This is a genomic window from Neobacillus driksii, from assembly GCF_013409995.1.
Taxonomy (GTDB): Bacteria; Bacillota; Bacilli; order Bacillales; family Cytobacillaceae; genus Neobacillus; species Neobacillus driksii.
This window is the reverse complement of record NZ_JACCBX010000009.1, coordinates 226,620-253,220: the sequence shown is the minus strand read 5'-3', so window position 1 is coordinate 253,220 and position 26,601 is coordinate 226,620. Positions and strand designations below refer to the sequence as shown.

The following is a 26,601-nucleotide window of genomic DNA, read 5'->3' as shown; positions in this document are numbered from 1 at the left end:
AATTAATCACGTATCGTATAACAATCAATCGTACCAAGGGGACGGTTCTCACGGTCCTTTTTTCCAACCTTGTACCAGGAGAACCGTACCTCAGGACTCGGACTCACATTAACCGTTCACAATCCTGTAACAACTTCTTATATTTCACCATGTCCTTTTGCCCTCTTGATTTATATATAGAGGGTAGAAAGGCTGGTGCATTTTTATGAATTTGAAATCTGGCAGAATTGAAGGGTTTGAAGGGTATTCTCAGTTTAAGTGTGTGAAGGAGTTTAATACGCATATCGAGATGTGGTTGGCTGTAAAGAAGGATGAGTTTTCGAAGGGAGAGCTCGTCGGATTAAAACGGCTGGTTCGTTTTTCTGCAAAGGTCCCTGGGGTTTGTAATGCCAAAATTGGGACTGTGCTAAAAGCCATTAATGAAGAGTATCAAGGTAATGGAATTTCCCGCTCTACTTATAAAAGGATGATCATCAAAGCCAAAGATTTAGGAATCCTCAGCATCTATGAAACAGAACGGAAAAATGGTTCACAGTCTAGTAATCTTTACAGCTTTAATCGTTTCCCACAAAGTGAACCACCCAAGGCGGAAAAATTGAACCACCCTAAAGAAACTACTAATCTTTTAAAAACAAATAATCAAAAGATTACTAAACGTAACGAAGCGCCGATTAAACTCGATCACACTTTTGTTAGTGAAAAAGTTCCTCAAGCTTTTGTTCAAGCCGTAAAATACTTCTTTGCTGATGCTAAAACGATTCAAGAATATTGGCATATGGTCCAAATCGCTGCGTTTCGCTTTGAATACGCTCAACATACAGACGACATTCTTAGTATTGCCGTTCAGTCCTTTAAGCAGTTGATCCGTAAACTGAAATCTACTAAATCCGTAGTAAAACCAATTGCCTTCTTTTATGGAATTGTATCCAACAAATTTAAAGAACTGTTCCTGAATCAATTAACTGAAGTTAGTGAAAGTAAGCCGACACGCTATGTGCTCGAAACAGGCGAAGTCATGTACTATGATTGGCTACACAGTCAATCTTAAAATAGCTTCGTTTCTTTAGGCTCTTTTTTAGGGGCGATCGGTAACATTTATGTTATAAACGAAAAAATGTAATAGGAGACCAAATTCTTTTAGTTAGTAGCTTGATTCAATTTATTGGTGCAGTGCTATTAATTAATGCCATTACCCAAGAGGTTGAATACATGGAACACGAGGAAAATCTAAAAAATGAAAACGGCGATTCTTATCCCTATTCTTATAATAATTATTCCTTCACTAATCCTTAATCGAGGGCTACCCAATTCAAACGATTATACTCGAAGCACTTTAAATTGTCCGCCTCCGAATAAGGTCTTTATATAATCAATTTTGGCATTATCAAAATAAACTTTATCCCGTTTATTCACTAAGAATTGTATTCCATCTTGTTCTGTTATTTCATCCGATTCTAATGCTGTCTCCTCCAGAGCCAGTCGAAGTTGTGGACCCCCTCAGCCAATTCCCATTGATAAACGGATAAGGGGTATTTTCCCTTCATCGATAATATCCTGAACTTCGTTTGTTATTTTTTTAATTGCAGCAGGTGTCATTTTAACCATGTCTATTCCTCCGTTTATTTCAATGATTGTTTACAAAATTTCCATCCATGTTTTCACTGCTGTAGCTAGGATTAATATCCCCATAATGGCTTGTAAAGCTTTCGTATTTATTCTTTTGCCTGCATTCGCTCCTACCGGAGAAGCAATTAAACTTGCAACCACCAATATAAGTGAAGGTACTATTGCAATTTGCCCCGTAAAAATTTTCCCGGATACAGCACCAATAGATGAAATAAGGGTAATAGCTAATGAAGAAGCAATCGTCATTCTTGTTGGAATTTTTAGGACAACCAGCATGATCGGCACTAACAAGAATGCCCCTCCCGCACCAACGATACCTGCTCCAACCCCAACGATGAAGGCAAATAGTATGGCAATCAATTTATTAAATTTAACCTGTTCTAATGGAGTATCATCAATTCCTTTTTTCGGTATAAACATCAGAATAACGGCAATCAATGCTAAGATACCATATACAATGTTCATGACGCTTTCCGGCATGTGAGTGGACCCAAATCCCCCAATAAAACTTCCAATTAAAATACTTATACCCATGTAGGCAATAAGTGCTTTATTTAAATAACCACCTTTTCGGTAAGCAAAAACACCACCAATTGTTGCAAAAAAGACTTGGATGGCTGTAATGCCTGAAACCTCATGAGCAGTAAATTGCCCCACCCCAAGCATCACTGGAATATATAACAACATCGGATAATTGATGATTGCTCCACCTATTCCTAGCAACCCTGAAATAAAAGAACCTACAAATCCAATTAGGAAGATCGTTATCATAAAGCTAATATCCATGGTATCCTCCTTTTTTAGAAAAGGGAACCTTTATTGGTTCCCCAAAATTTTAATCTTATCTAACTGCACAACGGTTAGGTCCAATCTCCATTTCTCGTTGTTGCTCCATGTCTGGATTGATTTTCCCCATATTCGTTTCACGAATTTCTTGATATGCATTTGGCTGTGGTGGTAAGTTTTCAGTTACGACTTTTCTAAATTCATTTTCGTCGTCAATATTGAGTCCGTGATTTTTAGCAAAAAGTGTTCCTAATTTTTCTGACACACTTCCATCATCGTTTAACTCATCAATCATCATAAAGTGTGCTGGAAGAACGATTAGTTCTTCTGATAATTTTCTGTAACGTTTATAAAGAGTTTCCCTTAAATCTCCTACCCAATCTTCTGCCATACCTGCTAGGTCAGGTCTTCCGATTGAATCAATGAATAGGATATCACCTGATAACAGGAACTTTTCATCCACTACAAAGGAAGTGGAGCCAATCGTATGACCTGGAGAATATAATGCGTAAATATTGATAATAGAATTTCCGATTGTAACCTCATTACTGTCTTCTAACGGTTGGTAATCAAAGGTTACTTCGGTTGCATCCTTTGGCGGAAGCCAGTAGGTTGCACCGGTTTTTGAAGCAATTGTACGCCCGCCAGAAATATGATCGGCATGAAGGTGAGTATCAAATACATGAGTAATTTTAGCACTGATACTTTCCGCAAAATCAAGATAAATATCCGTCATACGTGTTGCGTCAATTAGTGCTGCCTCTCCGTTAGAAACAACCATGTAAGATAAGCAACCTTTACCAATTCGAACAAATTGATAAATTTCGCCTCCATTATTTAAATCGCCTACTTTAACTGGTTCTAGATGTTCGCTCCATGCTTTCATCCCAGTTTGTAGGTAAGATACCGATAAACCTGCTTCGGAAAGCATTTCTGCCACCATGACTGATGAGCCTTCCTTTGCACAAACAACTAATACTTCTTTATCAGTAGGAATTTTCTCCATGATTTCCTCTACACCATCAAGCAATTCAAAGTAAGGGACATTTAAATATTCAAAGTTCTCTCCTTCAATTTTCCAATCGTTAAAATCACTTTCATTTCGAACATCAAGAATAAATAACTCTTCTTTATTAAAAACTTTTTTCGTTATTTCTTTTGGAGTCATTACATTTACAGTCATCCCGAAATTACCCCCCGTGGTATTTCTTTATTTAAAAAAATTTAATCAATTAAAAAGTTAAAGTGACAACCGCATTTTTACTAGTTCTGGATTATTTATTGATTCCTTTTGTTTTCCCAGTCCATTGACTCATACCAGGTACTACATTAAATACATTCGTAAATCCCTTTTCCGTTAATTTTTGTGCAGCGAGATCACTTCGGTTGCCAGTACGGCACACGACAAAAATTTCATCTTCTTTGTTTAGTCCATTTAGTTTGTCTTCCAATTCGGCTAGTGGAATGGAGACCGCGTTAGGAATATGATTAAACGCATATTCTGCTGCTTCTCTAACATCGATTACTACAATCATTTCATTTGAATCAAGTTTTTTCTCTAATTCTTCATTATGGATAAGATTAGGATGCTTTGTTTCAATGGCTTCATCATTAGAAGATTTACGAAGGTAATGCTTTAGCACTTCTCCTTCTTCAATTGTTCCTAAATATTGATGCCCTGAGCTCTCCGCCCATGCTTTCATGTCCGCTTTGGATCCTTTATCTGTCGCTTCAATTTCTAATACTTGTCCTGCCTCTAGGTTATTCATAGCTTTTTTTGTTTTTACAATAGGCATCGGACATGCTAATCCTTTTGCATCTAAAATCATATTCGCTGTTATGTTATTCATGATGGACCCTCCTGTTTATATACCTATATGGGTATTAATTTTGTTAAAAAAATTTATTCAACTTTTCCTTCCCAAGAAAGCATTCCACCAGTCATGTTGATCACATTAAATCCATAGCTTTCAAGGAATTGTACGGCACGACCACTTCTGCCTCCTGAACGGCAAACCACGATATACTCTTTTGATTTATCCAACTCATGCATACGAAATTCAACCAATCCTAATGGCATGGTTACAGCACCAGGAATTTTGCCAGCAGCAACCTCATCTACTTCACGTACATCAATGATATTTACTTTCTTTCCTTCGTTTAATAATGTTTCAACTTCTTTTGCTGTCATTTGTTTCATTATAATTTCCTCCTTTTACTTTGTTTAAGACCAAGCACTCATGCCGCCTTTGACATTAGTTACCTTTGAAAAACCTTGTTTTTTTAGAATCTTACTAGCATGCCCACTCCTCATACCACTTTGACAAATGACAATTACTTCTTTTTCCTTTGAAAGTTCTTTCTCTGCTTTTTGAGCAAGTTGTTGGAGAGGGATGTTTTTAAAACCGCTAATATGGTTTCCTTTATACTCCCCAGGTGTACGCACATCCACAAATTGTTTATTTTTATCCTTTAATTCTGATTTCAATTCAATTTTGGAAATGTGGTTAACACCCTTTGTTGGTAAGAACCGCTTGATTATAAAAAATATCAATATTGCCGTAACAAGGTAATTTACATATTCCATTTGTGATCCCCCTTTTTTAAATAAACAGATTTACATTACCTTCCTCTGCATCTGCTAAATACGCAGCCACTCCTGCATATTCGATTGATTCTACTAGCTCTTCCTGTTGAAGACCCAGCAAATCCATTGTCATCGTACATGCTACAAGTTTTATATCTTGTTCCTGTGCCATTTCGATTAATTGTGGTAAAGTCATCGCGTTGTGCTTTTTCATGACATCTTTGATCATTTTAGGACCAAATCCGGCGAAGTTCATTTTTGAAAGTCCCATTTTATCAGCGCCTCTAGGCATCATTTTTCCAAACATTTTTTCCATAAATCCCTTTTTTACTGGGATATTTTCATCTTTACGTAAGGCATTCAATCCCCAAAATGTATGAAAAATGGTTACTTCATGATCATAAGCAGCCGCACCATTTGCAATAATATAAGCAGCCATTGCCTTATCATAATCTCCACTAAATAAAACAATTGTTGTCTTTTTCTTTTCTGTCATGTTATGACCTCCTGGATGTAATCATTAAACCTATACCTGTATGGGTATTTATAAAAGTAAAAAAATTATCCTTTTTTAATCCAAAACTTTAAAATATCATTAGCTTTTTCATGTTTTAACAGTTCATGACCACCTGATTTTGCCCAGGCTGTAAGGTCATTCATAGCACCATTATCCGTTGTGTATATTTCTAAAACTTGACCGGATTCAAGTTCATTCATCGCTTTCTTTGTTTTAACAATTGGCATTGGACAAGCTAAACCTTTGGCATCAACTACTTTTGTTATATTCATTATTTGATTCCTCCCATTTGCTAAATTACCATTACCCCTATGGGTATATATATTAGTAAAAATAAAAGAGGGTGTCAACCCTTTTTTATCGACTTTTTACTAGTAAATTAACTGCTTCTTGGACTAATTCCTCCATACTTTTTTCCCCTGGTTCATTTGCTTTTTGAACACATTCCACTAAATTGGAACTAACAATGACCCCAATCGTCCGGTCAATGGCACTTCTAGTCGCAGATAACTGGGTGATCACTTCTTTGCAGTCCTTATTTTCTTCCATCATTTTTAAAATCCCTCTTAGCTGTCCTTCAATGCGCTTAACTCTATTTTTCATTTGATCATTGTAATCCATGGTTTGTCCTCCTTTTAACAATTAATTTCTATTTTTAAGGAATTCTCCTTTGATATTAATTGTTGATGATTAACAAATGTATATCCAACAACACAAAAACCCTTTTTTCTTAAGCAACGTACTCCTATATTTTTTTCAAGTGGGCTTGATACAATTAAATGCAGTTCCCTCTTTGGTATTTCTATGAAATTTCTTTTAAGATAAGCAATAGGAATAATCAGTGCTCCTTTTATTGGGTTCTTATATGATTCATTATAATTTCTTAATTCAATTACCTTTATCTTATCCAAATTAAGATCGTTCAAGTTGATACAATGGACACCAAAAACCGAGAAATACCCTCTATAAAAAATACTAGCAACTATTGCAGCTAAAATTTTAAGTGTCATCTATTCCCCCTACAATGAACCAATGTCATTGACAAGTTCTATGTTATACCCACTAGGGTATAATGTCAACTCTGTATTTTTAAATTTAATTTTTTTCTCTTGGATTGATTGAGTTTGTATAATATGAGTCGCAGAAAGGTGAAAATAAGAGCTTCGATCTCCCTAGCGGGTTCCGTTTCCTATCGCAAAACGTAAATCCTTTTCTTATTAAAAAACAATCATTGGATTAATATAGTTATAAAATTAAAACCATAAGATCATCATCGAAGAATTGATTTTCTTATTTATTCTACGTTTAACTACAACAAATTACATCGTCATACCTGCCCGTGTATTGAAGATGATTTTTGAACTGGATTTTTATGCTTGAATTGGCAAATAAATCTTTACTTCTTCATCTCCATTCTCCAAAGGGTGATATGTCTCTATAATATAAGAATCGAAATCTCTTTGATAACCTTGTTCCTCTGCCCAATACAATAATTTTAAATGTAGTTCTCCCAAATTAGATATATTCCCTCTTGTAGTTATGTAACTTTTATTGATTACAATATAATTCATTCCTGTTGGTACTTCATTTAATTTCTCACTTACAAGTAACCCTACATAATAATGACCTATCCTATGCTTCTCATCTTTTTTAGGCTCAAATAATGCAATTTCAGTCTTTGTTGGATTTAGGATTTCGTTTGAGCTGCTTAATAGTTGCTTTGCAAGGAAGGGTACTTCATTACCAAAGTTAACAAACTCCCCACTACCCTTTAATCCAACAAGCTTAAATTCTTTATTAACCAACATAAACGACATATTAACCTCTCCTATAAGAAAAATATTCCATAATCTATTAACTTCATTTATTCAGCAAAAAATCCTTACTTCCTGCATTAAAGTAAGAATTTTCATACTGAATTGTGCCTATCCCTTTGTTTATAATGCTATCGAGGAAGGATAGTTGAATACCACTACAACTAGACACTTAACCTTAGTAAAAACTTATAAATTATTTTACTATAAAAAAGAGAGCATTTCCCCGTTACAGGTTGCTCTCTTCAAAGATGGTTACGACTGTTTTCCTTGTTGATACTCTACTGATTCACTTAGTTTCTCTTTTGACATAAGAATCGCTCCTATTATCGCTATTGCAGATGGAATGATTGCCCACATAAATGTATAGGTGATCGACGATGATAGAACATCTGTGATTTTTTCCAAAATCGGTTCAGGAATTTGCGCCCGTGCCTGAGGTTGTAGAATCGCTCTCGGGTCAATTGACATCGGGGTATCCACTCCTTCTCCACCCATCCCTGAAAAAATATCCGTTAAGCTAGCTGTAAATTCGTTTCTTTGAATGATACCAAACACCGTAATTCCTATTGTCATACCGAGTGAACGAATGAAGGAAACGGTTGAGTTTACAGAACCACGTTGTGACGGATCAAAGTGATGAATGGCAGCATTCGGTAAGACAGAGAACGTTGCACCAATACCAAGTCCTGTAATAATCATATAGATTGTAACGACTATTCGACTTGTGTCAGCTTCTAACGTTGTTAATAAAGTAACTCCAAGTGCAAGGATACAAGTACAGAAAATCAGTATTTTGCGATAGCTCCATTTGTTCATTAACGCCCCACCAGTTGTAGCAGAAACAACCGATCCAAGCATCATTGGAAGTAATACTAAACCAGAGTTTGTTGCTGTTCCACCAAGTACACCTTGAATATAAATTGGAATATAGACGGAAGCCGTAATAAACGCCATCCCGCTGAATAACCCAATAATATTCCCAGTTGTAAATAGGTTAACTTTAAACATCGAAAATGAAATAATTGGATCTTCTACTTTTCGTTCGATTATGATAAACAAAACGAAAAGAACAACGAAGGCAGCAAATAAGGCTAAGATAAACGCTGAATCCCATGCATATTCATTTCCACCTAGTTCTAATGCAAACATAACGCTGACAACGGCACCTACCAATGTGATGGCACCCCACCAGTCAATTTTCTGCTTCGTGTGCACAGGAGATTCTTTATAGAATACAGCGATGAAAACAATAGCTAAAATACCAAGAGGGATATTGACGTAAAACACCCATTCCCAACTAATATAATCGGTAATGTATGCTCCTAATAATGGACCAAATATACTTGATAAACCAAATACCGCTCCAAATAGTCCTCCAAGCTTTCCTCTTTGCTCTACCGGAACTGTATCAAACATGATTGTAAAGGCGATTGGGATAAGTGCACCTGCTCCAATCCCTTGAATTGCTCGGAAAATACTAAGCTCTGTGATTGTATCAGCTTGCCCACATAACATGGAGCCAATTAAAAATACAATCAAACCAAATATAAAAAATTTTTTTCTCCCGAACATATCCGAAAGCTTACCAAAAATCGGCATCCCCGCCATTTCCGCTACCATATATGCTGAGGTTACCCAAACAAACTTATCAAATCCACCTAGTTCCCCTACAATGGTTCCCATAGCGGTTGCGACAATTGTATTGTCCATTGATGCCATGAGGATGCTTAATAAAAGCCCCGCCATAACAAATCCTAATTTACTTTTTTTGACTTTCATATGTAGTAGTCCTTTCAAAAGGTAATGAATAACATATTGACTGTATCATAACCTTGTTACGTTTGATAATTATTTTATGTGAATTTAATTCTGCTCATGATAGTGTTCTTTTAATAAAAAAACGGGCAAAAACCGACAGTGCTCGAATCGACAACTCCTTATTCTATATCATCCGAAGAACTTAATTTTACAAATTCTTCAGCCTCTTTCACGCATATTTCCATTCCTTTTTCCCAGAATTCCTCCGAAGTAATGTCTTCTCCTAAATGTTTCATAACTAAATCTTCTACAGTCATTCTTCCTGAATCACGAAGTAAGTTCAGATAATCCTTTTCAAACTCTTTTCCTTTCTCCTTTGCCTTTGCATAGATACTTAAAGCGAATAAAAACCCAAAAGTATATGGAAAATTATAAAAAGGAGATTGTGTAATATAATAATGTGGTGTCCAAACCCAGGAATAAGTGGAAGGGTGTTCTAGCGAACCATCATAAGCTTCATGTATGGCATCCCCCACTAACTGATTTAGACGATTTGCTGAAACAATCCCTTCTTTACGTTCTTCATAAAATCTCTGCTCGAATAAGAATCTGGAATGAATATTCATAAAGTTCATTACACTACGTTTTAATTTTTCATCCAATATAAACAATTTATCTTCTATTGATTTTGCCTTTTTCATAGCTGCATCAAATATAATCATTTCTGAAAAGGTTGAAGCAGTTTCTGCAACACTCATTGGATATCGTTTATTCAGCCCATAAACAGTCTTCATTGCATAATTGTGGAAAGCATGACCCAATTCATGAACAAGCGTTAACACATTTAAAAAAGTACCCCCAAATGTCATAAAAACTCTTGATTCACCTGTAAGTGGAAAACCAGCACAAAACGCAACAGCGGATTTATTGGCGCGGTCTTCGGCTTCTATCCAAGCTTCATTGAAAGCTCGCTTAACGAAACCTTCTAATTCGGTTCCAAACTGACTAAAATGTTCCGTAATTAAAACAGCTGCTTCGTCGTATTCTATCTTTTGATTATTAGTGCTAATGGGAGCCCAAAAATTATATGCTTTCATACTAGAATCACCCATCATTTCAGCTTTTCGCTTCAAGTAATTCGAGAAAGGCTTTTTATATTTACTGATTACTGACCACATGGCATTCATTGTTTCTTCTTTCATTCTGTTTTCTTTCAAAGGTACTTCTAAAACACTTTTTACTCCAGATTTTTTATATACTTGTAACCTGAAGCCTGCAATGTGATTTAATATTTTAGCAAATAACTCTTCTTTTTCTTGCCATATAGATTCTAAGGCGTAATGAGATCCCTTCCGGACATCCTCAATAGGGTGAGACCTTAAGTTGAGTGCTTGTCCGACTGATAGATTCTTTTCTTTTCCATCAACTTGAACATTTACGGTAATACTGCTTACGAGTGCATTATAAAAATGACCCCAAGCATGATATCCATCAGCCATTAAATCAGATATTAAATTATGCTCATGATTGGATAAATGCTTATCTATATTCTCACGCCATTCGTTTAATATAAATCTATAATCTTCTACTTCTTTCATTTCAAGTAAGCTTTCCCATACATCTTGCTTTGTATTGGTTACTATATTTTTCACTTTCGATAATTCTTTTTCATAACGGGATTCTATTTGTGCAACTTTTCCTCGTAAAATTGCAGCGTCTTGATCTTTGGGGGATTGTGCTAGAAGACATGTGATAAATGAATTAGCTTGTGACAAATTCACACGAATGTTTCCAATGTCTTCCACTATGTTTACCAAGTTTACGACTTCATTCGTTGCTATTGGAGTAGTAAATGATTCAACACATTTTTCTAGATCGTATACAAGAACCTCCAAACGCTTAATATGGTCTAGAAATTGACTTGATTTGCTTCCACCTTGGAAAATATTATCTAAATTCCATACTTTTTGATATCCCGTATTCTCCATCATCTTCCTCCTTGAAATATGTATATTTGACTTTATACCGAACGTATATTCCTAATTTAACATAGTTAGAAGAAGTAGAGGTGAATATATTTTTTCTTTTTATAAAAAGAGACACTAATCCAAATGAATCAGTGTCTCCTGTCTATGTACAATCCAATAGAACCCCGGTTACTTAACCACACACCTCTCCCCTTTTTCATCAAATGCGTTCTTAAAATCAAACGCAAAAGAAGTGGGTCCATTCTGTACATAATAATTGTATCTTTTGAAAGCCTCCTGCCATGAGACATCTTTCACCTGCTCGGTCCACCAGACGACATATGAAAGGTGTTTCTCTTGATAAGGCTCCATCCATTTGCTCCTATCTCTCATCGCTAGCCTGTGCTTACCTGAATAGGTAAAACGATATAAGCCTAGAAGGCTTTTCCATACTGTAAGTGTAAGAACCGGGTAACCATCCCCTTTGGCAGCTTCCTCGGGAATAGGGACACCAAAAGGTGAAAACTCCTCTATTAGTTGCCCTGTTTTAGCAGCCTGTTGCATTACCTCGTAACCCGCTTCAAAAAATCCACGAGAGGCGGGGTGGTCATAGGGGTGTTGTAGCCTGCCCACCGTATAAATCGATATGAATGCCATAAGAATCCCTCCATTTAAAGTCTTTACCTAGATATATTCAAGTAAAGAGGGATCTTATGCCCTTTTAGTTACCAAGTAAAATCGTTATTCTCTGATAAACCACACCTTGGAAATCAGATGATCCTTTATTTCATAAATCGCCATTAAGCTGGTACTCTCCTCTGTAATTCCATTTGTAGCGATTTCCCAATCGATGACCTTGTTTCCGACGATCGAACGATTCTTGATCTCTGCGAACATTTTCTTTTTGAAGGTTTCGGTATATCTTTCAATCAGTGCCTGTTTTCCGCTTAAGGTAATGGTATTATCCGGGAAGGTGTAAACGGTAATATCGTTCGCATATGTACTAGCAAATCCCTCTATATCTTGGATGTTGTAGTATTCTATTTGCTGTTGAACAACTTATTCTACTGACATGATCTACACCTCTTGTATATTTTTTTACTGTTGATTGCACGTGATTACTATTGACATCTTATCCTTTTATATCATAATTATATAATTTATAAACGTCTGTTCAAAAAAGAAGTCCTAAGGTACAATAGTGTCCCCGCTTAACAGTATGGGGATCAGGTTAGCTTAAGCACCTGAGTTGATATATAGGCGGAGAAAATCCGCTTAATTAATAATTTGTATTAAAAAAAGCATAAATAGACAGAGAGATTCCGCTTATTGACTCAAAAAATTCGAAAATGGGAGATTTTTCTTTGATTAAGCGGAAAAGCTCCGCTTACTTACCCCGAAACAAGCTTCATTTTACATTTAACCGGAATATCTCCGCTTATATTACTTTGCTGATTTCCTTACTTTCTACATTAAGCTAGACACCCAGCCAATACTATTTACCGCAGCATTTTTTATATTTTTTGCCGCTTCCACAAGGGCATGGATCATTTCGGCCGACTTTCATTTCGTTTCGGACTGGAGCAAGTGGGAGATCATTCCCCTTCTGTCTAAAGTCGAGTTCTCTCTCCAGTGCTACTTGTCTCCATAGGGCTAATTCTCGGTGCTTTAACCCCAAGATCGAAAAGTAGCCATAGACGGTCTGTTCAACATCAACAAGGCCAGAAGTATATTCTAGTTCCATATGTGCGGTAATTTCAGGTAGAGCTTCTTCCGAAAACTGGTGACAAAGTGCTTCCATTAGAATGTCTTGTTGGTCGAGTTCTTTTGCAGAACGGTAAGCTTCTCTTAAAACCTCAACTGCAAAGTCTGATTTTATGTTTTCAACAATGGAAGCAGTATAGATAATAGAATTATCTTTCCTTAGATAGGGCGCTACTTCCTTTACCACCTCATCTGATTGGAAACTGGTTAACGTTACAGACAGTTCTTCTAATAAACTATCTTCATCGCGATCCAACAGGCTAACCAATAACGGAATATATCTCTCTAATTTTAACAATCCAATCATGTAAACCGTCAAGATTCCATTGAATGAAAACCATTTTTCCTTTAATTCTTCTTCAAGTACAAGGTCTATTTCATTCTCTGTAACCCATCCATTTTTCACTAAACACGCAGCTAGTTTTTTTGCTTTTATGAGGTAATGGTGATGTTCTGAACCAGCCCGCTCAAGGTCATTTAAGATTTGACCATATTCCGAGTACACTTCTTCGTCCTTCCCATGTAACAACAGATCATATAAGGACCAGGTTTCCTTTGGAATATAGTTTTGAAGCTGTTCTTTATATTTAAGTGCAAGTTCCGGTTCGATCCGGTGGACCAGGTTCAACGCTAAATGACGGTTGGATGGTTCCATTGAAGGAACATTTTCAACTAAAATCTTTACAGCCTCTTCATTGAAGGATTGATTTTCTAAATAAATGAAGATTGAAGTTTGTTTGTCTTTATTTCTAAATGCTTCTTTCAGTAATTCATTGGTCCATTCTTCCGGGACATTCGGATAATCATGCAGAGCATGGAGCACTACCTCTTGGATTAATATATCATCGCTGATCAAATGCGGTTTAATTTTTTCTAAAAATGTCATTATGTATCCTCTCATTCTTCCATTTTATGAATACAATTATTGTACTTTATTGGTAAGACAAAGTAAAAAACGACTAGAATGGCGCCCTATTTTTGTTTTTGCTACTATTTTTGCTGCTTCAGCTATTAACCCCTCTTTTTAATAATCTAGTTTTCACATTAAATAACTTGGATTAATGTATAAATATAAAAAACTCTCCTCCCAAGAAGAGAGTATGTAATAAAATAATGAGCCAGAGTTCCTAAATTAACCCTTTGTCACCACCTTCGAAATACAACAACGATAAAGGACTTTTAACCAGTAATAAACATTAATAATGTAACTCCAATTTGACTAAATTAAACTATTGTTTCAGTTTCATTCACTAATCCAAGAAGCGATGGTCCAATTACAATTCCAATGAGAAGTTTTCCAAAAACAGAAGGCTTCCATAATCTTACACTGAGGCTTCCGGCACCTTTTGACGCAATAAGAATAATGGCCAATTATAGTTTTAACACTTAAATTACCACCTTTCATTATTATAGATTGTCTTAGTTTGATAAAAATACAAAAAGAGCCAGTTACCAAAGGACATATTAATCCCTTGGTGACAGGCTCCTCCAATTCCATTCAGTATTTTATTATTTATATGCTAGCATATTTCAGGGTGGAGGTCTTCAATGAAAATATCAGCTATTTTTCATGTGAAATATGTAGAATCGAATAAAGCACTCCATATGTTTCTATAATATAATTACTTACATCACTTAAAAAGTAAAATACATCATATTCCCACTTATCAGGATTATACGTCAGCATAAATTCTGAATTTTGATCTTTGGTAGATCCTTAACTATTTCTTCTTTTGTGTTACGCAAACTTCCCTGTGGTGGTATAGGTTTTGTAAGGTGAAACAGATATTTATAAGGGCTTATGTTTGTTGGTGGATTAACCAGTGGTATCCCCACTTGAACTTGCTGCCATCCGAAAGAGGTAAGAATGTTATCATAATAGCCCTCAAACAAAAACTTGTTAAGGCCGTTATGATTTTTCCATAGATAAAGCGGGCAATAACTGTTTTGTAAATTATGATTTTTTCCTTTTTCCGTGATTAGATACAACTTATATTTTAAATCATCAAATCCATCGGTTTTATGGCCATTATTTATGACTCGTGCCTTGATGATATTCATGTCATAGTCACTTGGTAATGTGATTTTGTATTGTGTCGTGATCATTTTTTTCCTCCTTATTGTTATCAAGATTTCTTACTCGAGGTTTTCTCTGATCACATCAAAAAAAACTGATGCCAGCATAAATGTTGCTCCCTATTTGCGTTCTACAAAACTAATAGAGGATAACGTTTTAATTATAATTATTATTAGGATTAAAATCGTATGGTTGTATGAACAATCCATCCCCTTCTACCCTCTATAAGGAGAAAAAGCCGCCAAAATGGGCAGCAGGTCTTAAAAAACTGAGGTAAAAGTTAATCAAATAAACTTAACAAAATTATTAACAGTATAGATATTGAAAAGAAACCGATCATAAAGTATCCAAAGAATTTTAATAATTTCGGCAATTTTCTTAAATCTGTTTTTGCAAGATTTGCAGCATTTCCTTCTATCTTGTTAAAGTGATCTATTGCATCATTAAATGGTTTGTTATCCTCTTCCATACTTCCACCCCTTTATCACAAACCTATTGCTATCGGGACTAGTGCCTTCGACTTAATATAGGTAGTATTCGATGTTCATGATGGTTAATCATTCATCAACTGATAAGCTGCCTGGTTATTTAATGATATTCTTTATCAGATGTAAATACTTGCTTGGTGGAGCATGCAAAAAACTGGAAAAATCATAGGACCTAGTAATTGCTAAGTACCCTTTAAATGTAACCTCGCTCTATTTATCTTGGTTTTTTTCAAGCATTTCTTTTAAGTATTCTTCAGATTTCCCCTTTGGAATGCTGAGACTCTTCCAATTACTATCCTTTAATTGTTTGCCAATATAAACAATTTGTCCAATATGATATGCGTAGTGTGCCATTTGTCTTTCTATTGCCTCTATAACCAAATGACCTTCTCCACGAATGTATATATTTTTTAATAAATCTTGCTCACTTAAACTAGTTAGTGTAGCGATTAGGACTATCCAACCTTTTTCCCAAACACTCATTAACTCAGATTTCGAAGATATATCATCAATAAATTCTTGATCACGATTTCTATATTCCTTTTCCCCATCTGAAGTTAAAAAGTCCGTCCACCTTGATACCATATTTCCGCTTAAATGCCTTACTATTATGGCAACACTATTTGACTCGTTATTATAAGTCCATTGTATTTCCTTTTCCGATAATTGATTTAATGTCTTATCACCAAGGCTTTTTACACTTTTAAATCTTTCAATTACAATTCTCAAGTATTCGTTTCCAATATTCACATTCATCCCCTCCACAAAATTAAAAATTTTTCTTTATATTTCTTTTTAGAATTATACGATGACTTCTAATAATAATGCATAATCTCCCTGTAACTTGTACAGTTATTTCAATAAAGATCACCATGAAAACTACGTTTTGTTTTGAAAACTCTTGGTTATGAGCCAAGCGTTTTTTTGTCTATTTATTCTCTCGCTCTTCAGGTGCAGCTTTATAGTAATAGATAGGAGCTGGGTTTCCGTAATTCTACATTTAAAGTGGAAACGTATTTAACTCCTTCCTCATTACTTCAGTAAAGTTCAACAAAAAGAAGCGTTAATCCTTCTTGAATTATCGCCCCTGTTATCTCTCTTGAACATCGTACCCAATGTTTTATTTAAAGGTGCTTACGACATCTAAAAATTCTTCTTTTGTATAGATCGGTTTATTTCTATCGGGATTTTCTATCAATGAAATTTCTTGTGTACTATTGTCATCCGTCCATAAAACTACTTTTTGTAAACCGTTTTTTGTTTCACTGTAAGTGGCTTCTATACCGTTTTTAAGTTTCACAGTTTCATTATTTTTAAATTCGTGACTCGGGGAACTAGGATTATGAAATGTGTTTATTGTTATATTCCAATCACTATTTTCATCGGCGTAAATAAAATAACTAAGCACAATGTTCCCATTAGGATCATTTACAGGTTCACTTGTGTATCCGAAATCGACTGTATATTTTTCTGAAAGTAACTTAGTAGGGAAAAGCATTTCATCTTTAATATCAACTGGAAATGGTTTGATTTCATTTTTAATGTCGTCAGGTAACTGTGCACTCCTAGATTCATATGGGGTTTTACTTGAGCACGATACGAGCAAAAATATAACAAATATACTTAATAAAATTCTTTTCAATACCATTCCCCCTAGTTTTTACCTATTAGTAAATACGATTCAGTTTGTAAAAAGTTCCAAATCGATGCAAATACATAATAAAAGGACGGGACCATTGTGGTGATCCCATCCTTTTATTGCATTTATTTTACTTCCATTCTCACAAGTGACGGTATCCCGAAGAAACCCTGCCATGAATTTTAGCCAAAATGAGCTGCGTTTTCCGACTTCATATCGTGAGTCCTTCCGTTTCATCACGATTCATTGCTATTTAATAAGCAGGGGCTATGTACCGATTATTTAACTTTAATGGCAATTTTCCCTTTAGCATGATGTGTCTCACTTAATTCATGTGCTTTTTGTAACGCTTTTGTTGAAAAATCAAAGATACTGCCCACCTGAGGCTTAAGTATACCTTTCTCAAGTAGTTCGCCTAATTCCCCTAGCTGTTTCCCATTTGGCGTCAACCAATAGGAGCTTGCCGTTACTTGATACTTTTCTATTAATGCTGGATCGGGTTGTCCGGCAATCGTTACTAGTCTGCCGCCAGGCTTTAATACTTGGAAGCTTTTATTTAATATGTCGCCGCCCATCGTATCAATGACCACATCAAAATCACGTAATACTTCTTCAAATTTTTGTGTGCGGTAATTGATGAATTCATCTGAACCCAGCTCTTTTACATATGCTTCATTTTGTTCACTCGCTGTTGTAGCGACATGGGCACCTAAATGTTTTGCCATTTGAATGGCCAAACTACCTACACCACCAGCTCCAGCGTGGATGAGTACTTTATCTCCATGCTTGACTTTTGTATTGTCCACTAGACACTGCCAAGCGGTTAAACCGGCTAATGGAATTGAGGCAGCTTCTTCAAATGTCAGATTGCTAGGCTTTTTTGCAAGCAATTCCTCATCCACCGCCGTAAATTCCGCATAAGTACCTTTAGCGGTAGTATCCGGCCGCGCAAAAATATCATCCCCGACCTGAAAATCCTTCACTTCACTTCCAACTTCAACTATCTTACCCGCTACATCCCAGCCAAGGATAATTGGGAATGCCCAATCAAGCATCTGCTTCAAGTAACCCGCACGAAGCTTCCAATCAATTGGATTAATCGAAGTTGCATACACCTCAACAAGTACTTGGTTTGCTTTTATTACTGGTTTCGGCAGCTCCTGCTCTTCTAACACATCTTTACTACCATATTCATTGATGACAACTGCACGCATGAATTTGCACACCCTTATACATTTTATATATGCACGCTCTATTATTCGTTTTTTCCGAAGAAGTCATTCCTTCTCGTCAGAGCTTAATAAAATCCACCATTTTCTTTATTTCAGTTTTGAACTTATTTAATATTTCCTTCATAGCAACCTCCACGAGAATATAGAAACAAAATTATATACCACAGGGTTTTTTAACTAAATTGCCCAATATAAAAAGCATCCCTTTTTGAAGGAATGCACCCGCTGTTATTTACATATGAGCAACTCCAAAGAGAATAGATATAGTTACAAAGCCAACAATTAGTACCCCATAAAGGCTTAAAACGATTGTTTTCATTCTTCCTTTTTGACTAAATAATGCAAATAAAATTGAAAGCCCTACGCCGAACATTAGAATGGCACTGCCTGTTGCACCTGATACTTTTCCTATTACAAAAATTTGCATAGAGAGAAAAGTTAAAATAAAAATGGTGATTGAAGCAACTCCCAAGTAATTTCGCATTGTATTCTATCTCCTTTTTTTAATAAGGTTTTACCACAAATATCCAAATTATTCTTCAACTAATCTACCCTGTTACTTCAATCCAATTCCCATTCCGCTTGCACTTTAAGTCCCATAATAAATGCTTAATGACATTATTAGCGAAGATTAATGCCAGAAATCACGTTTAACCATATGGTGTGGAGGGTAGTAAATAAAATGAACCATCATAAAGGAGGAATGAGCATGAATGTCGCTGACGTAATGACTACCAATGTTGATAGCTGTAGTCCGGAAAGTACTTGTAAAGAGGTTGCTATGAAAATGAAAGAACTGGATGTGGGGGCCGTTCCAATTTGTGATAATGAAAAATTAGTAGGAATTGTAACCGACCGAGATATTGTTATAAAGGGATTTGTCAATAATCTTTCGAGTGACTCCATGATTTCTGAATTAGTAACCGACAATGTTGTAAAAGGAAGCAAAGAAATGTCAGTGGAGGAAGCGGTAAGACTCATGTCCCAGCACCAAATTCGCCGTCTCCCTATTGTGGAAGATGACAAATTGGTTGGAATCGTCTCTCTAGGTGATCTAGCTGTTAATAATCAGTCGACTTATGAAGCTGGACAAGCCCTTAAGAATATTTCGAATCCTGCCGAACCTAAACAATCAAACTTCTAATCAAAATTCCAATGTATCCGATACGTGCCACTGGAAAAATAACAAAGGGGTGCCAAACATGCCATTATTAGAGATTAGTATTGTTCCAGTTGGGACAGATTCTCCAAGTTTCAGTACACAGGTAACCGATGAAGTAAGGGTCATTGAGGAAAAAGATTTAAAGTATGAGTTGACACCTACATCAACCGTTTTAGAAGGCGACATCGACGATTTGTGGGAAGCGGCCAAACAAATGCATCAAAAAGCACTTGAAGTGGGTCCGGAACGAATCGTTACCAATATTAATATTGACCATCGGACGGATAAACAAATGGATATGGATCAGCAAATTGAAAAGGTTGAGAAACATTTGGGTTAGGAAATTGCCTTCCAAGCGGAACCTTATATGTAGACCGTCAAATGAAATACTTCGACTATGGGTTCTTTTGATTGATTAGTTCAAAAGGAAATCAAATAAGTAATCAGGCCTTTACGAACCAAGACATATTTTATGTTTTGGTTTGTAATGGCCTTTTTCTAAATCCAGGTGCTTGTCCCCGCCAGAATTACAGAGCTTAATCTGATTCCTTCACTAAATGCCCCGTTAGTGGAACAACAAAAAGCTCTACTCCTTACTGAAGTAAAGCACCCGTTTATTGAAGAAGATATTTAATTGCTGACTACACCAAAAATAAATTTAAATTCTTTACGGCTTTTATTCACTCGCTTGATACCCTCTATTAAATCAATTATTAAAACGGAATTACCAATCCATATTCTTAGTACAAAGAGTGGAATCTTATTGGTCCTACTATACCTTTCTCCTCGTATTCAGTCCCATCTTCTAACTCTGTTTCCGTCCTTATCAACCATGTGTTTCCTATACCAAATTCTATGTATTTCAACAATAACTCTCCTTAAAATTCGTTACAAAACCCTAATACTTGTTGCACTATACTGTACCGTCAGTACAACAAGAAAATGGTTATTCTAAATACTCACTGGCTAGATTAGGGTTTAAGTACCTTGCCATTCCTGTTTTAATTCTCTTTAATCCAAGTTTCTTATAAAAATCCTCATTTCCAGAGGTAGAAATTAAATGAACGCACGATATATTACTTAGTTTATCGAGTAAATACTCCATAATTTGTCTCGCTATCCCTTGTTTTTGAAATTCTGGATGTACTATAACGTCATAAATTGCTGCATTAAAAACACCATCTGTCATCGCCCTACCAAATCCAATAATCCGACCATTTACTGTAACCAATGCTATGACATTACTTGCTTCGAAAATTTGCTTGATAATCTCTATTGTATGCTTTGTCCAACCGACAGAAGAATATATTTCCTTCATTTCATCAAGACTCAATTTAGAAAAATCACTATGTATTCTTAAATCCATAAAACCCCTCCCTACAATACTATAAGTATTTCTCTATTATTTTTAATTGTACCTTCTTTAAGTATCCTGCTTCGTTAGTCCAACAAGAAAAAATGACCGCAACAGCGATCATCATCATTTACAAAAGCACCCGTTAATGCAATAAGGAAATTTATTTCGTTCCTACCAGTGTACTTGAAGTTTATTACCATTAGGATCATAAAAGTGGAAATACGAATGACCGATATTTTCTTGTATATCCTCGACTTTAACTTGATTATTAATTAGGTGTTGACGAAATTCGGATAGTTCTGGGCTTGTAAAGCCAATACTAAAAGCTGATTCATTATTAATTGTAAAGTGGGCAAATGTTTCATCGTCAGTTGGAACTAAGATAAGTAAAAAAGCTCCCTCATTAACTTTAAAAATCGCAAATGGATCGTCAGTAATGTTTAATAACTGAATCCCTAATACATCTCTATACCATTGTGTAGACTGTTCTAAATCTTTTACAGGAATTCTAATATAATGTACTTGCTCAATAAATGATTTACTCATATTTACCTCTCCTTACTTTAATCTGGTATATCAAATAATTCTCTTTTTTGTGTTTCTTTCCTTCCAAATTATTAAATTAACCTGCCCCTTTAGTTCAATAAAAAAGAGCACTTCTCCTTCTTGAAGAAATGCAACCGTTAGACGTACAAAATGTTTCTTTAGGGATATTATAATTCTGATTTCACCTTATTTTGATTTACAATTGTCTTTTCAACTAAATATTGATAACCGTAAATAATAATCGAAAGTATTATACAAATAAAATACCAACCAATGTGATTAATCTTTTTAAATTTAAATGTACCAACCTTTTCCCACACATATGCCATTGGAAAAGCGTTAAGAGTATTTAGTAAAACATTGGTAATCAAATATTTTGGAAAATTACCGTAAGTTAGTTTAAAAATCCATAACGTTGCTACAAAATATGGTCCTAAAATGTATGAAAAATCTACGTTTCCTGGTGAAAATGGATTTTTATTTATCCACCATCTTCTCTTATTACTGATGACACTAAAAACACTAATAAATAAATTAACAAAACTTGCCACTGGTAAATACCTGAAGAATGACTTTTTATCCACAAACAGAACAGAAAGCCACGGAATGATTATCATAGCTAAGGAAAATACTTTTTTTTCTTAATTATAAACTAACCCCTTTTATTTTTTTATATAATTCCCTGAGACTTAACGTATCTAAATAAGTGTTCCATAGAAAAAAATAATTAACAGTTGTTTCTCTTGCCTACACTCCCTTAACCATATAAAAAACTGCCGTGAATGGCAGCACGAACCTTGTAAACATACCAAATTTTGGTCTTGGAATAATCTCCCTAAATAGGTGCAAGATAATAACGATTAATTGGAGGAGGTTATTAGTGTGCTTAACAAAAAAGAGAAGATAACATCCTTACTTTGGATTGCTATACTTGGCTTAATTTTAACAACGATATATACAATAATCCTTGGTATTTTAGGATATAGGACAATGAGCAGGATCGATTATATTTACAAACAGAATAAACAAAAATCAAAAAATAGTTAATAAAGAGTGACTGAGAAGTTGCTCCTTTTTTATTTCTTCTTTAACTAACGATGTAGGTTTGTTAAGGAATAATTACATATAATTTTCATTTTCCTTTATTCCAAGCTTTTTTATAACATTGAAAATGTGATTGAGTACAGTATTCAGTGATAAAAGGTAATTCAACAACATCATTTGTGACTTTTTCTTGAGCTATCCTGCATCCTTATTGCATTAAGAAAAGCTGCCGAAATGACAGCTTGATTTTGAGCCTCAGCCGTTTAGTTGATTAGGATTCAGGGATAGACCCTTAATGGTTCAAATATACCTCCTCATTAAGAAATTAACTGTCTAAAAATACTATTCAAATCTTATCTAGCTGTCTTTATCATGATTAGGTTCTAAGGGATGATGAGGAGGATTAGGGGAGTCATTACGATGAATTACCACAAAGTCAGCATATCGGAAAAACATTGTTGGTTCTGCCTCATTCAGAGAACTGCCACCATCAGATGAAAAACCACCTGTGACACAGATTTGAATTAAGTCTCTTGATGATTTATCTACGTTTCCACTAATTGAAATGATCAATACTAATTGGTCGTTTGAAGCCGTATTACTGTTGTTAATTGGTAAAGGAGGGACAACCGATTGAGAGAGCATAACTGCTGAATTTGGTTTAACTCTGATTAGTGCTGGTGGGTGTATCAGAGTACAAGGTGATGGTGGGTGATTTGTGTAGGATGAGTGAATCGCATTTGGTTGAATGAAGACTTGGTGAATCTTTAATGTTACCGTCAATATTCGATTACTCAAATTTGTAAAGCTTATAAAAAAGAAGTTGACAGGATTTCCGTTGCAAGTATGCCTGGGAACCACAAAAGGTCCCGTACTTAATGTTGCCATAGCAAACACAACCTTTCAAAAAATCTATTATCTAGTATATTGAATGCAAAAATCGTAATTATTGACAGGGACAAGTTATCTAGTTAATCTGTACAATTATTGATATTCACCTATTGTATAGTACCGTTCAACATAAAAATTGAAAAATGTTTTATTAGTTTTTTTTCCATTCTTCAACTCCCAAACCTACAACGTTAGCTCACAAAGAAAAAGAGCCGCCGTAGCAACTCATTGTTAAACTCTAACACCTTTTAGTTGAACAACAAAAAATAAAAAGCGACCTGCAAAAGAATCGCTGTATTAGACACTGATTGTTTAGATACTTCTATTCCTTAATGAATCCCTATCTACATTTTGCGGAGGTTGTTCCAACCACCTGTTTTCAATCATCAATTGAGCTCCATCATGAGCATATTGAAGTATTTCAGCCACTAACCTTGTATAATGCCCACCTATATCCTTTCTAAGGCTTGCACCAATTGCAGCTCCGTAGCCAGCAACACTAATTTCATTCAGGCTAAGAGTATGAAACATCATTAGCTTATCTGAAAATGGTGAATCAGCGGATTGAGATATGTTTGAATCCCAGGTACTTGGTAACGGCACTTCATCTTCAACCAATATTTGTCTAAAAACAGTTTCATGCTTAGCGGCTATTTCCGCACCTCTTTCCATATATTTTCTAACTTCAGGTGATTTAGCAGTTTGGGAAAAACCAGCTATAAATGTTCTACCAATTGAGTTTGTTTCTGTATTTTTACAAATATGTGCTAGTTCAATGGCAGTTAAAGGTCGATGTTTACCTATTAATCCTGATAGAAATGATTCGCTTTGAAGATATTCAGCTTTTTCCATTGGAGCAATGGTAGGTGAACGGATGAAAGCACCTTTCTTAAGAAGTAAGTCACAAGTATCATTGTAAAGTTTCATAAACATTTCAGAAGTTTTCGCAAAAAATCCCCTTATATCTTTTCGTGCCAGCACTTCAAGCAAAGCAGCTGCGGCTACTGTACCAGTCGCAGCCATGTATTTAATATATCGCAAGGTAAAAAGGTCTGAATATAATCGACCCGCATTTAAGTTTACATCTTCATGTGTGAATCCAATAGGTATCGCATGGGTTTCTTTTTCAAAGATTTGTTTGACTTCATTTACAACAAAATTACAATTTTTCATAGCAGTTTGAATAATGTCTGTACTATCTTCATCTTCATTTACGTTGGCAAAATGCTGGACAATACAATAAGCCATTGAATTCTGCATAAAGGCACTCCATAATGCTGCAACTTCTGAAGAAATAAGTTCTGGGTTATGCTCCATTATTTCTTAACACTCCAATGTTTTTTTCTTATTATTTACAAAATGTTTTCAAAGTATTAATTCATTATGGAGAAGTAAACATGTTTTATTTTCGAAATTAAATCAAAACCTTATTCAACTAAACTGCACCGTTACTTCAATAGAGTTCAACAAAAAGAAGCGTTAATCCTTCTTGGATCAACGCACCCGATAGTTCAATAAGGGAAGGGCGACAACTATTACTTTAGCTGTCGCCCTTTTTATCAGCAATTACATGTTCGACTTTAACTTTTAATTTCATCTGCAATCGTGGGTTCTACAAGATCTTTTCTTCGATAAACATTTAAAATGAGTCCTAAAACAGCAGCGTAAAAGAGTATCGCACTACCTCCATAACTAATAAAAGGCAGAGAAACCCCCATTATAGGCACGACTCCAAAGCTCATCAAGATGTTCCAGGTAGTAGGAACCGCAAACAATGTAGCACCACCTATTACGATTAATCTCCCATAGAGGTCCTTTGTTTTAAACGCATTTTTTGAGATCCTTGAAATAAATATCAGTAGGATCAAACATAGAACGAATCCGAAAGCCCAACCAAGAGAATAGACGAGGAAGGGAAAAGCAAAATCTGTATGTGCTTCTGGTAACAATTGAAAATTCAACTCGTTGGAAAGTCCGTTACCGAACCATCCCGCTTCTGATAGGACATTCCTAACCGCCTTATACATATATCCTGCTCCATTTGAATCGGCAGTAGGGTTTATAAAAGCAGATAATCTAGTTAACAAATAACTTTGACGTGAGGACATGTAGAACATAATAATGAAAATAATACCAGCCAATAGATTTGTTAGGGTCAGATTTACAGCTAATTTCTTATGGATTCGAGCGAAAGCAAACATCCCAAGTATGCAGAAGAAGTAAATAATACTAACCATAAAGTCTGGCACCATCATGTAGAGCGAGATGGGAATCCAAAATAAAACAAAAAGTAAACCTTGTTTTTCCCAACTACGAAACTCATTTATTTTGTTAAAAATACCAGCCCAAGCAAGAAAAAAGAAAAATAAGCTCATCATGGTTCCATCGACCGTCAGGCCTGGGAGGGAAACCCACTTCTTTGCTCCGTTGGTCATTATTCCAAAAAGATGAAGATATATATGGATCAATAGGCCTATCGCATAAAAGTATATCCATCCGTTCTTTAATTTTTGGTAATCAAAGAAAAGGAATCCAATGATTACAAGAATAGCCAGGGTGTACCAAATCGCCTGTCTCCCCATAAAATAGGTACCTGATAGGGAAAATTCAGGAATCCCATCAACTAACGGGAGAAAACTAATACCAGCAAAAAGAATAAATAAAACAATTAGAACCCAATCCATTTTCGGCTTATGTAGGGGATTTAATCTCTCCCCAATGGTAAATGGATTTCCCATTTCTTGAATCGCCTTTTCCTCTGCATCCTCTTTAGAAAACCCTCTCTTTTTGTAAGATTGACTTAACTCTTGCAGATGATGAATAAGCTCTTTTTTTATCATGTTGTGGGCTTCCTTAGATTTCACTTTGGACGTTACTTTACTTAAAAATTCTTCAAATTTGGGAGAACTCATAAGGACGCCTCCTCTAGTAAGTGTTTAAGGGATAACTCTTGTTTTGATTTATCTTGTTTATAGGTAGCTAAGTATTTTTCCCCTTTGGAATTTAAGGAGTAATATTTCTTTTTGTTTATCCATTTTGAAGTAAGAATTTCTTTATTTTCTAGTAGATGTAGAAGTGAATAAAGCTGCCCTTCATTTTTTTGGAAAGTACGTTCATTTTTTTGAAAAAGTTGGGTAGAAATATTGTAGCCATCCTTTGATTCATGCTGAACCGATTCTAATATAGCTATGATGGTTTCTATCTTCCAAGAATGAAATTGTGATTGAGATTGTCTCATACGAATGGATTCTTTCACCGCATTTTTTCTTTCATTGGAAAAAGAAAAATCCTTGAAAATGGATTTTTTCATCGAACTCTTCAGGTTAGTAAATGGATCATTCAT

32 protein-coding genes and 1 pseudogene are annotated in these 26,601 nt (G+C 35.3%); 4 read left to right on the top strand and 29 right to left on the bottom strand.

All coding sequences use genetic code 11. The annotated features are described in order from the left end of the window. The first annotated feature begins 205 nt into the window (after nucleotides 1–205). Both F4694_RS20945 and F4694_RS31830 read left to right on the top strand, forming a co-directional pair. Nucleotides 206–1,048, top strand: coding sequence for a hypothetical protein (locus tag F4694_RS20945; RefSeq protein ID WP_257029334.1), 843 nt, complete (start codon nucleotides 206–208; stop codon nucleotides 1,046–1,048). 101 nt (nucleotides 1,049–1,149) lie between these two features. Then, nucleotides 1,150–1,293, top strand: coding sequence for a hypothetical protein (locus F4694_RS31830; protein ID WP_218895766.1), 144 nt, complete (start codon nucleotides 1,150–1,152; stop codon nucleotides 1,291–1,293). A gap of 342 nt (nucleotides 1,294–1,635) precedes the next feature. Here the strand turns inward: F4694_RS31830 and F4694_RS20940 are convergent, their stop codons facing one another. The 21 genes from F4694_RS20940 to F4694_RS20845 form a co-directional block, all read right to left on the bottom strand. Next, the gene (locus F4694_RS20940; RefSeq protein ID WP_179601535.1) at nucleotides 1,636–2,412 is read right to left on the bottom strand and encodes a sulfite exporter TauE/SafE family protein; all 777 of its coding nucleotides are present in this window, start codon (nucleotides 2,410–2,412) and stop codon (nucleotides 1,636–1,638) included. 55 nt (nucleotides 2,413–2,467) lie between these two features. Beyond that, complete coding sequence (locus F4694_RS20935; RefSeq protein ID WP_179601533.1) at nucleotides 2,468–3,595, bottom strand: MBL fold metallo-hydrolase; 1,128 nt, start codon at nucleotides 3,593–3,595, stop codon at nucleotides 2,468–2,470. Nucleotides 3,596–3,686: 91 nt separating this feature from the next. After that, the gene (locus F4694_RS20930; RefSeq protein WP_179601531.1) at nucleotides 3,687–4,262 is read right to left on the bottom strand and encodes a sulfurtransferase TusA family protein; all 576 of its coding nucleotides are present in this window, start codon (nucleotides 4,260–4,262) and stop codon (nucleotides 3,687–3,689) included. Nucleotides 4,263–4,315: 53 nt separating this feature from the next. Next, nucleotides 4,316–4,612 (bottom strand): rhodanese-like domain-containing protein, encoded by a 297-nt coding sequence (locus F4694_RS20925; protein WP_179601529.1) that lies wholly within the window; start codon nucleotides 4,610–4,612, stop codon nucleotides 4,316–4,318. Nucleotides 4,613–4,636: 24 nt separating this feature from the next. Next, nucleotides 4,637–4,999, bottom strand: coding sequence for a rhodanese-like domain-containing protein (locus tag F4694_RS20920; RefSeq protein ID WP_179601527.1), 363 nt, complete (start codon nucleotides 4,997–4,999; stop codon nucleotides 4,637–4,639). A gap of 16 nt (nucleotides 5,000–5,015) precedes the next feature. Beyond that, nucleotides 5,016–5,495 (bottom strand): DsrE/DsrF/DrsH-like family protein, encoded by a 480-nt coding sequence (locus F4694_RS20915; protein WP_179601525.1) that lies wholly within the window; start codon nucleotides 5,493–5,495, stop codon nucleotides 5,016–5,018. 65 nt (nucleotides 5,496–5,560) lie between these two features. After that, entirely contained in the window at nucleotides 5,561–5,788 is a 228-nt protein-coding gene (locus F4694_RS20910) for a sulfurtransferase TusA family protein (protein ID WP_179601523.1), read from the bottom strand. An 85-nt stretch (nucleotides 5,789–5,873) separates the two neighbouring features. After that, nucleotides 5,874–6,137: a metal-sensitive transcriptional regulator gene (locus F4694_RS20905; protein WP_179601521.1), complete on the bottom strand. Its 264-nt coding sequence runs from the start codon at nucleotides 6,135–6,137 to the stop codon at nucleotides 5,874–5,876. Nucleotides 6,138–6,151: 14 nt separating this feature from the next. Further along, a complete protein-coding gene (locus F4694_RS20900) occupies nucleotides 6,152–6,526 on the bottom strand; it encodes a hypothetical protein (RefSeq protein ID WP_179601520.1) in 375 nt (124 codons plus the stop codon). A 360-nt stretch (nucleotides 6,527–6,886) separates the two neighbouring features. Further along, nucleotides 6,887–7,333, bottom strand: a complete 447-nt coding sequence (locus tag F4694_RS20895) for a GyrI-like domain-containing protein (protein WP_179601518.1) — start codon at nucleotides 7,331–7,333, stop codon at nucleotides 6,887–6,889. Between the two features lie 252 nt (nucleotides 7,334–7,585). Beyond that, entirely contained in the window at nucleotides 7,586–9,112 is a 1,527-nt protein-coding gene (locus F4694_RS20890) for an MDR family MFS transporter (RefSeq protein ID WP_179601515.1), read from the bottom strand. Nucleotides 9,113–9,270: 158 nt separating this feature from the next. Further along, nucleotides 9,271–11,079 (bottom strand): M3 family oligoendopeptidase, encoded by a 1,809-nt coding sequence (locus F4694_RS20885; protein WP_179601513.1) that lies wholly within the window; start codon nucleotides 11,077–11,079, stop codon nucleotides 9,271–9,273. A gap of 168 nt (nucleotides 11,080–11,247) precedes the next feature. Continuing rightward, complete coding sequence (locus F4694_RS20880; protein WP_179601511.1) at nucleotides 11,248–11,715, bottom strand: DUF3291 domain-containing protein; 468 nt, start codon at nucleotides 11,713–11,715, stop codon at nucleotides 11,248–11,250. Nucleotides 11,716–11,799: 84 nt separating this feature from the next. Further along, complete coding sequence (locus tag F4694_RS33000) at nucleotides 11,800–12,102, bottom strand: nuclear transport factor 2 family protein (protein ID WP_374757441.1); 303 nt, start codon at nucleotides 12,100–12,102, stop codon at nucleotides 11,800–11,802. A gap of 451 nt (nucleotides 12,103–12,553) precedes the next feature. Next, nucleotides 12,554–13,708 (bottom strand): YecA family protein, encoded by a 1,155-nt coding sequence (locus tag F4694_RS20875; RefSeq protein WP_179601509.1) that lies wholly within the window; start codon nucleotides 13,706–13,708, stop codon nucleotides 12,554–12,556. Between the two features lie 794 nt (nucleotides 13,709–14,502). Continuing rightward, the gene (locus F4694_RS20870; RefSeq protein ID WP_218895764.1) at nucleotides 14,503–14,928 is read right to left on the bottom strand and encodes a DUF4865 family protein; all 426 of its coding nucleotides are present in this window, start codon (nucleotides 14,926–14,928) and stop codon (nucleotides 14,503–14,505) included. A gap of 251 nt (nucleotides 14,929–15,179) precedes the next feature. Continuing rightward, complete coding sequence (locus tag F4694_RS20865) at nucleotides 15,180–15,368, bottom strand: amino acid transporter (protein WP_179601507.1); 189 nt, start codon at nucleotides 15,366–15,368, stop codon at nucleotides 15,180–15,182. A 229-nt stretch (nucleotides 15,369–15,597) separates the two neighbouring features. Continuing rightward, complete coding sequence (locus F4694_RS20860; RefSeq protein WP_179601505.1) at nucleotides 15,598–16,137, bottom strand: DUF1572 domain-containing protein; 540 nt, start codon at nucleotides 16,135–16,137, stop codon at nucleotides 15,598–15,600. A 370-nt stretch (nucleotides 16,138–16,507) separates the two neighbouring features. Next, nucleotides 16,508–17,029, bottom strand: coding sequence for a hypothetical protein (locus F4694_RS20855; protein WP_179601503.1), 522 nt, complete (start codon nucleotides 17,027–17,029; stop codon nucleotides 16,508–16,510). A 275-nt stretch (nucleotides 17,030–17,304) separates the two neighbouring features. Further along, nucleotides 17,305–18,240 carry an NADP-dependent oxidoreductase gene (locus tag F4694_RS20850; protein WP_179601501.1) on the bottom strand — a complete coding sequence of 312 codons (936 nt, stop codon included), beginning with the start codon at nucleotides 18,238–18,240 and terminating at the stop codon, nucleotides 17,305–17,307. A gap of 250 nt (nucleotides 18,241–18,490) precedes the next feature. Next, entirely contained in the window at nucleotides 18,491–18,742 is a 252-nt protein-coding gene (locus tag F4694_RS20845; RefSeq protein ID WP_179601499.1) for a hypothetical protein, read from the bottom strand. Between the two features lie 225 nt (nucleotides 18,743–18,967). Here F4694_RS20845 and F4694_RS20840 point away from each other — a divergent pair, with 225 nt between their 5' ends. Both F4694_RS20840 and F4694_RS20835 read left to right on the top strand, forming a co-directional pair. Continuing rightward, on the top strand, nucleotides 18,968–19,402 hold the full coding sequence (locus tag F4694_RS20840; protein ID WP_179601497.1) for a CBS domain-containing protein: 435 nt from the start codon (nucleotides 18,968–18,970) through the stop codon (nucleotides 19,400–19,402). A gap of 58 nt (nucleotides 19,403–19,460) precedes the next feature. Next, nucleotides 19,461–19,760 (top strand): MTH1187 family thiamine-binding protein, encoded by a 300-nt coding sequence (locus tag F4694_RS20835; protein ID WP_179601495.1) that lies wholly within the window; start codon nucleotides 19,461–19,463, stop codon nucleotides 19,758–19,760. A gap of 290 nt (nucleotides 19,761–20,050) precedes the next feature. On the opposite strand, the pseudogene F4694_RS20830 reads toward F4694_RS20835, so the two are convergent. From F4694_RS20830 to F4694_RS20795, 8 genes and pseudogenes are all read right to left on the bottom strand, one after another. Continuing rightward, nucleotides 20,051–20,286, bottom strand: a pseudogene (locus F4694_RS20830) (DUF3977 family protein). 80 nt (nucleotides 20,287–20,366) lie between these two features. Beyond that, nucleotides 20,367–20,786 carry a GNAT family N-acetyltransferase gene (locus F4694_RS20825; RefSeq protein ID WP_179601493.1) on the bottom strand — a complete coding sequence of 140 codons (420 nt, stop codon included), beginning with the start codon at nucleotides 20,784–20,786 and terminating at the stop codon, nucleotides 20,367–20,369. Between the two features lie 162 nt (nucleotides 20,787–20,948). Further along, a complete protein-coding gene (locus F4694_RS20820) occupies nucleotides 20,949–21,323 on the bottom strand; it encodes a VOC family protein (protein ID WP_179601491.1) in 375 nt (124 codons plus the stop codon). 167 nt (nucleotides 21,324–21,490) lie between these two features. Then, nucleotides 21,491–21,874, bottom strand: coding sequence for a hypothetical protein (locus F4694_RS20815; protein ID WP_179601489.1), 384 nt, complete (start codon nucleotides 21,872–21,874; stop codon nucleotides 21,491–21,493). 850 nt (nucleotides 21,875–22,724) lie between these two features. Then, nucleotides 22,725–23,165 (bottom strand): hypothetical protein, encoded by a 441-nt coding sequence (locus tag F4694_RS20810; RefSeq protein WP_179601486.1) that lies wholly within the window; start codon nucleotides 23,163–23,165, stop codon nucleotides 22,725–22,727. A gap of 405 nt (nucleotides 23,166–23,570) precedes the next feature. Further along, entirely contained in the window at nucleotides 23,571–24,575 is a 1,005-nt protein-coding gene (locus tag F4694_RS20805; RefSeq protein WP_179601485.1) for a DUF3231 family protein, read from the bottom strand. 263 nt (nucleotides 24,576–24,838) lie between these two features. Continuing rightward, on the bottom strand, nucleotides 24,839–26,170 hold the full coding sequence (locus tag F4694_RS20800) for an FtsW/RodA/SpoVE family cell cycle protein (RefSeq protein ID WP_179601483.1): 1,332 nt from the start codon (nucleotides 26,168–26,170) through the stop codon (nucleotides 24,839–24,841). After that, nucleotides 26,167–26,601, bottom strand: a complete 435-nt coding sequence (locus tag F4694_RS20795; RefSeq protein ID WP_063255096.1) for a PadR family transcriptional regulator — start codon at nucleotides 26,599–26,601, stop codon at nucleotides 26,167–26,169. Before F4694_RS20795 ends, F4694_RS20800 begins: the two co-directional genes overlap by 4 nt.

Bases quoted from the DNA above. Each gene is read 5' to 3' on its own strand.
- F4694_RS20945 (WP_257029334.1), top strand. From the start codon at position 206: ATGAATTTGAAATCTGGCAGAATTGAAGGGTTTGAAGGGTATTCTCAG.
- F4694_RS20940 (WP_179601535.1), bottom strand. From the start codon at position 2,412: ATGGATATTAGCTTTATGATAACGATCTTCCTAATTGGATTTGTAGGT.
- F4694_RS20935 (WP_179601533.1), bottom strand. From the start codon at position 3,595: ATGACTGTAAATGTAATGACTCCAAAAGAAATAACGAAAAAAGTTTTT.
- F4694_RS20930 (WP_179601531.1), bottom strand. From the start codon at position 4,262: ATGAATAACATAACAGCGAATATGATTTTAGATGCAAAAGGATTAGCA.
- F4694_RS20925 (WP_179601529.1), bottom strand. From the start codon at position 4,612: ATGAAACAAATGACAGCAAAAGAAGTTGAAACATTATTAAACGAAGGA.
- F4694_RS20920 (WP_179601527.1), bottom strand. From the start codon at position 4,999: ATGGAATATGTAAATTACCTTGTTACGGCAATATTGATATTTTTTATA.
- F4694_RS20915 (WP_179601525.1), bottom strand. From the start codon at position 5,495: ATGACAGAAAAGAAAAAGACAACAATTGTTTTATTTAGTGGAGATTAT.
- F4694_RS20910 (WP_179601523.1), bottom strand. From the start codon at position 5,788: ATGAATATAACAAAAGTAGTTGATGCCAAAGGTTTAGCTTGTCCAATG.
- F4694_RS20905 (WP_179601521.1), bottom strand. From the start codon at position 6,137: ATGGATTACAATGATCAAATGAAAAATAGAGTTAAGCGCATTGAAGGA.
- F4694_RS20900 (WP_179601520.1), bottom strand. From the start codon at position 6,526: ATGACACTTAAAATTTTAGCTGCAATAGTTGCTAGTATTTTTTATAGA.
- F4694_RS20895 (WP_179601518.1), bottom strand. From the start codon at position 7,333: ATGTCGTTTATGTTGGTTAATAAAGAATTTAAGCTTGTTGGATTAAAG.
- F4694_RS20890 (WP_179601515.1), bottom strand. From the start codon at position 9,112: ATGAAAGTCAAAAAAAGTAAATTAGGATTTGTTATGGCGGGGCTTTTA.
- F4694_RS20885 (WP_179601513.1), bottom strand. From the start codon at position 11,079: ATGGAGAATACGGGATATCAAAAAGTATGGAATTTAGATAATATTTTC.
- F4694_RS20880 (WP_179601511.1), bottom strand. From the start codon at position 11,715: ATGGCATTCATATCGATTTATACGGTGGGCAGGCTACAACACCCCTAT.
- F4694_RS20875 (WP_179601509.1), bottom strand. From the start codon at position 13,708: ATGACATTTTTAGAAAAAATTAAACCGCATTTGATCAGCGATGATATA.
- F4694_RS20870 (WP_218895764.1), bottom strand. From the start codon at position 14,928: ATGATCACGACACAATACAAAATCACATTACCAAGTGACTATGACATG.
- F4694_RS20865 (WP_179601507.1), bottom strand. From the start codon at position 15,368: ATGGAAGAGGATAACAAACCATTTAATGATGCAATAGATCACTTTAAC.
- F4694_RS20850 (WP_179601501.1), bottom strand. From the start codon at position 18,240: ATGCGTGCAGTTGTCATCAATGAATATGGTAGTAAAGATGTGTTAGAA.
- F4694_RS20845 (WP_179601499.1), bottom strand. From the start codon at position 18,742: ATGCGAAATTACTTGGGAGTTGCTTCAATCACCATTTTTATTTTAACT.
- F4694_RS20840 (WP_179601497.1), top strand. From the start codon at position 18,968: ATGAATGTCGCTGACGTAATGACTACCAATGTTGATAGCTGTAGTCCG.
- F4694_RS20835 (WP_179601495.1), top strand. From the start codon at position 19,461: ATGCCATTATTAGAGATTAGTATTGTTCCAGTTGGGACAGATTCTCCA.
- F4694_RS20825 (WP_179601493.1), bottom strand. From the start codon at position 20,786: ATGGATTTAAGAATACATAGTGATTTTTCTAAATTGAGTCTTGATGAA.
- F4694_RS20820 (WP_179601491.1), bottom strand. From the start codon at position 21,323: ATGAGTAAATCATTTATTGAGCAAGTACATTATATTAGAATTCCTGTA.
- F4694_RS20805 (WP_179601485.1), bottom strand. From the start codon at position 24,575: ATGGAGCATAACCCAGAACTTATTTCTTCAGAAGTTGCAGCATTATGG.
- F4694_RS20800 (WP_179601483.1), bottom strand. From the start codon at position 26,170: ATGAGTTCTCCCAAATTTGAAGAATTTTTAAGTAAAGTAACGTCCAAA.
- F4694_RS20795 (WP_063255096.1), bottom strand. From the start codon at position 26,601: ATGAATGATCCATTTACTAACCTGAAGAGTTCGATGAAAAAATCCATT.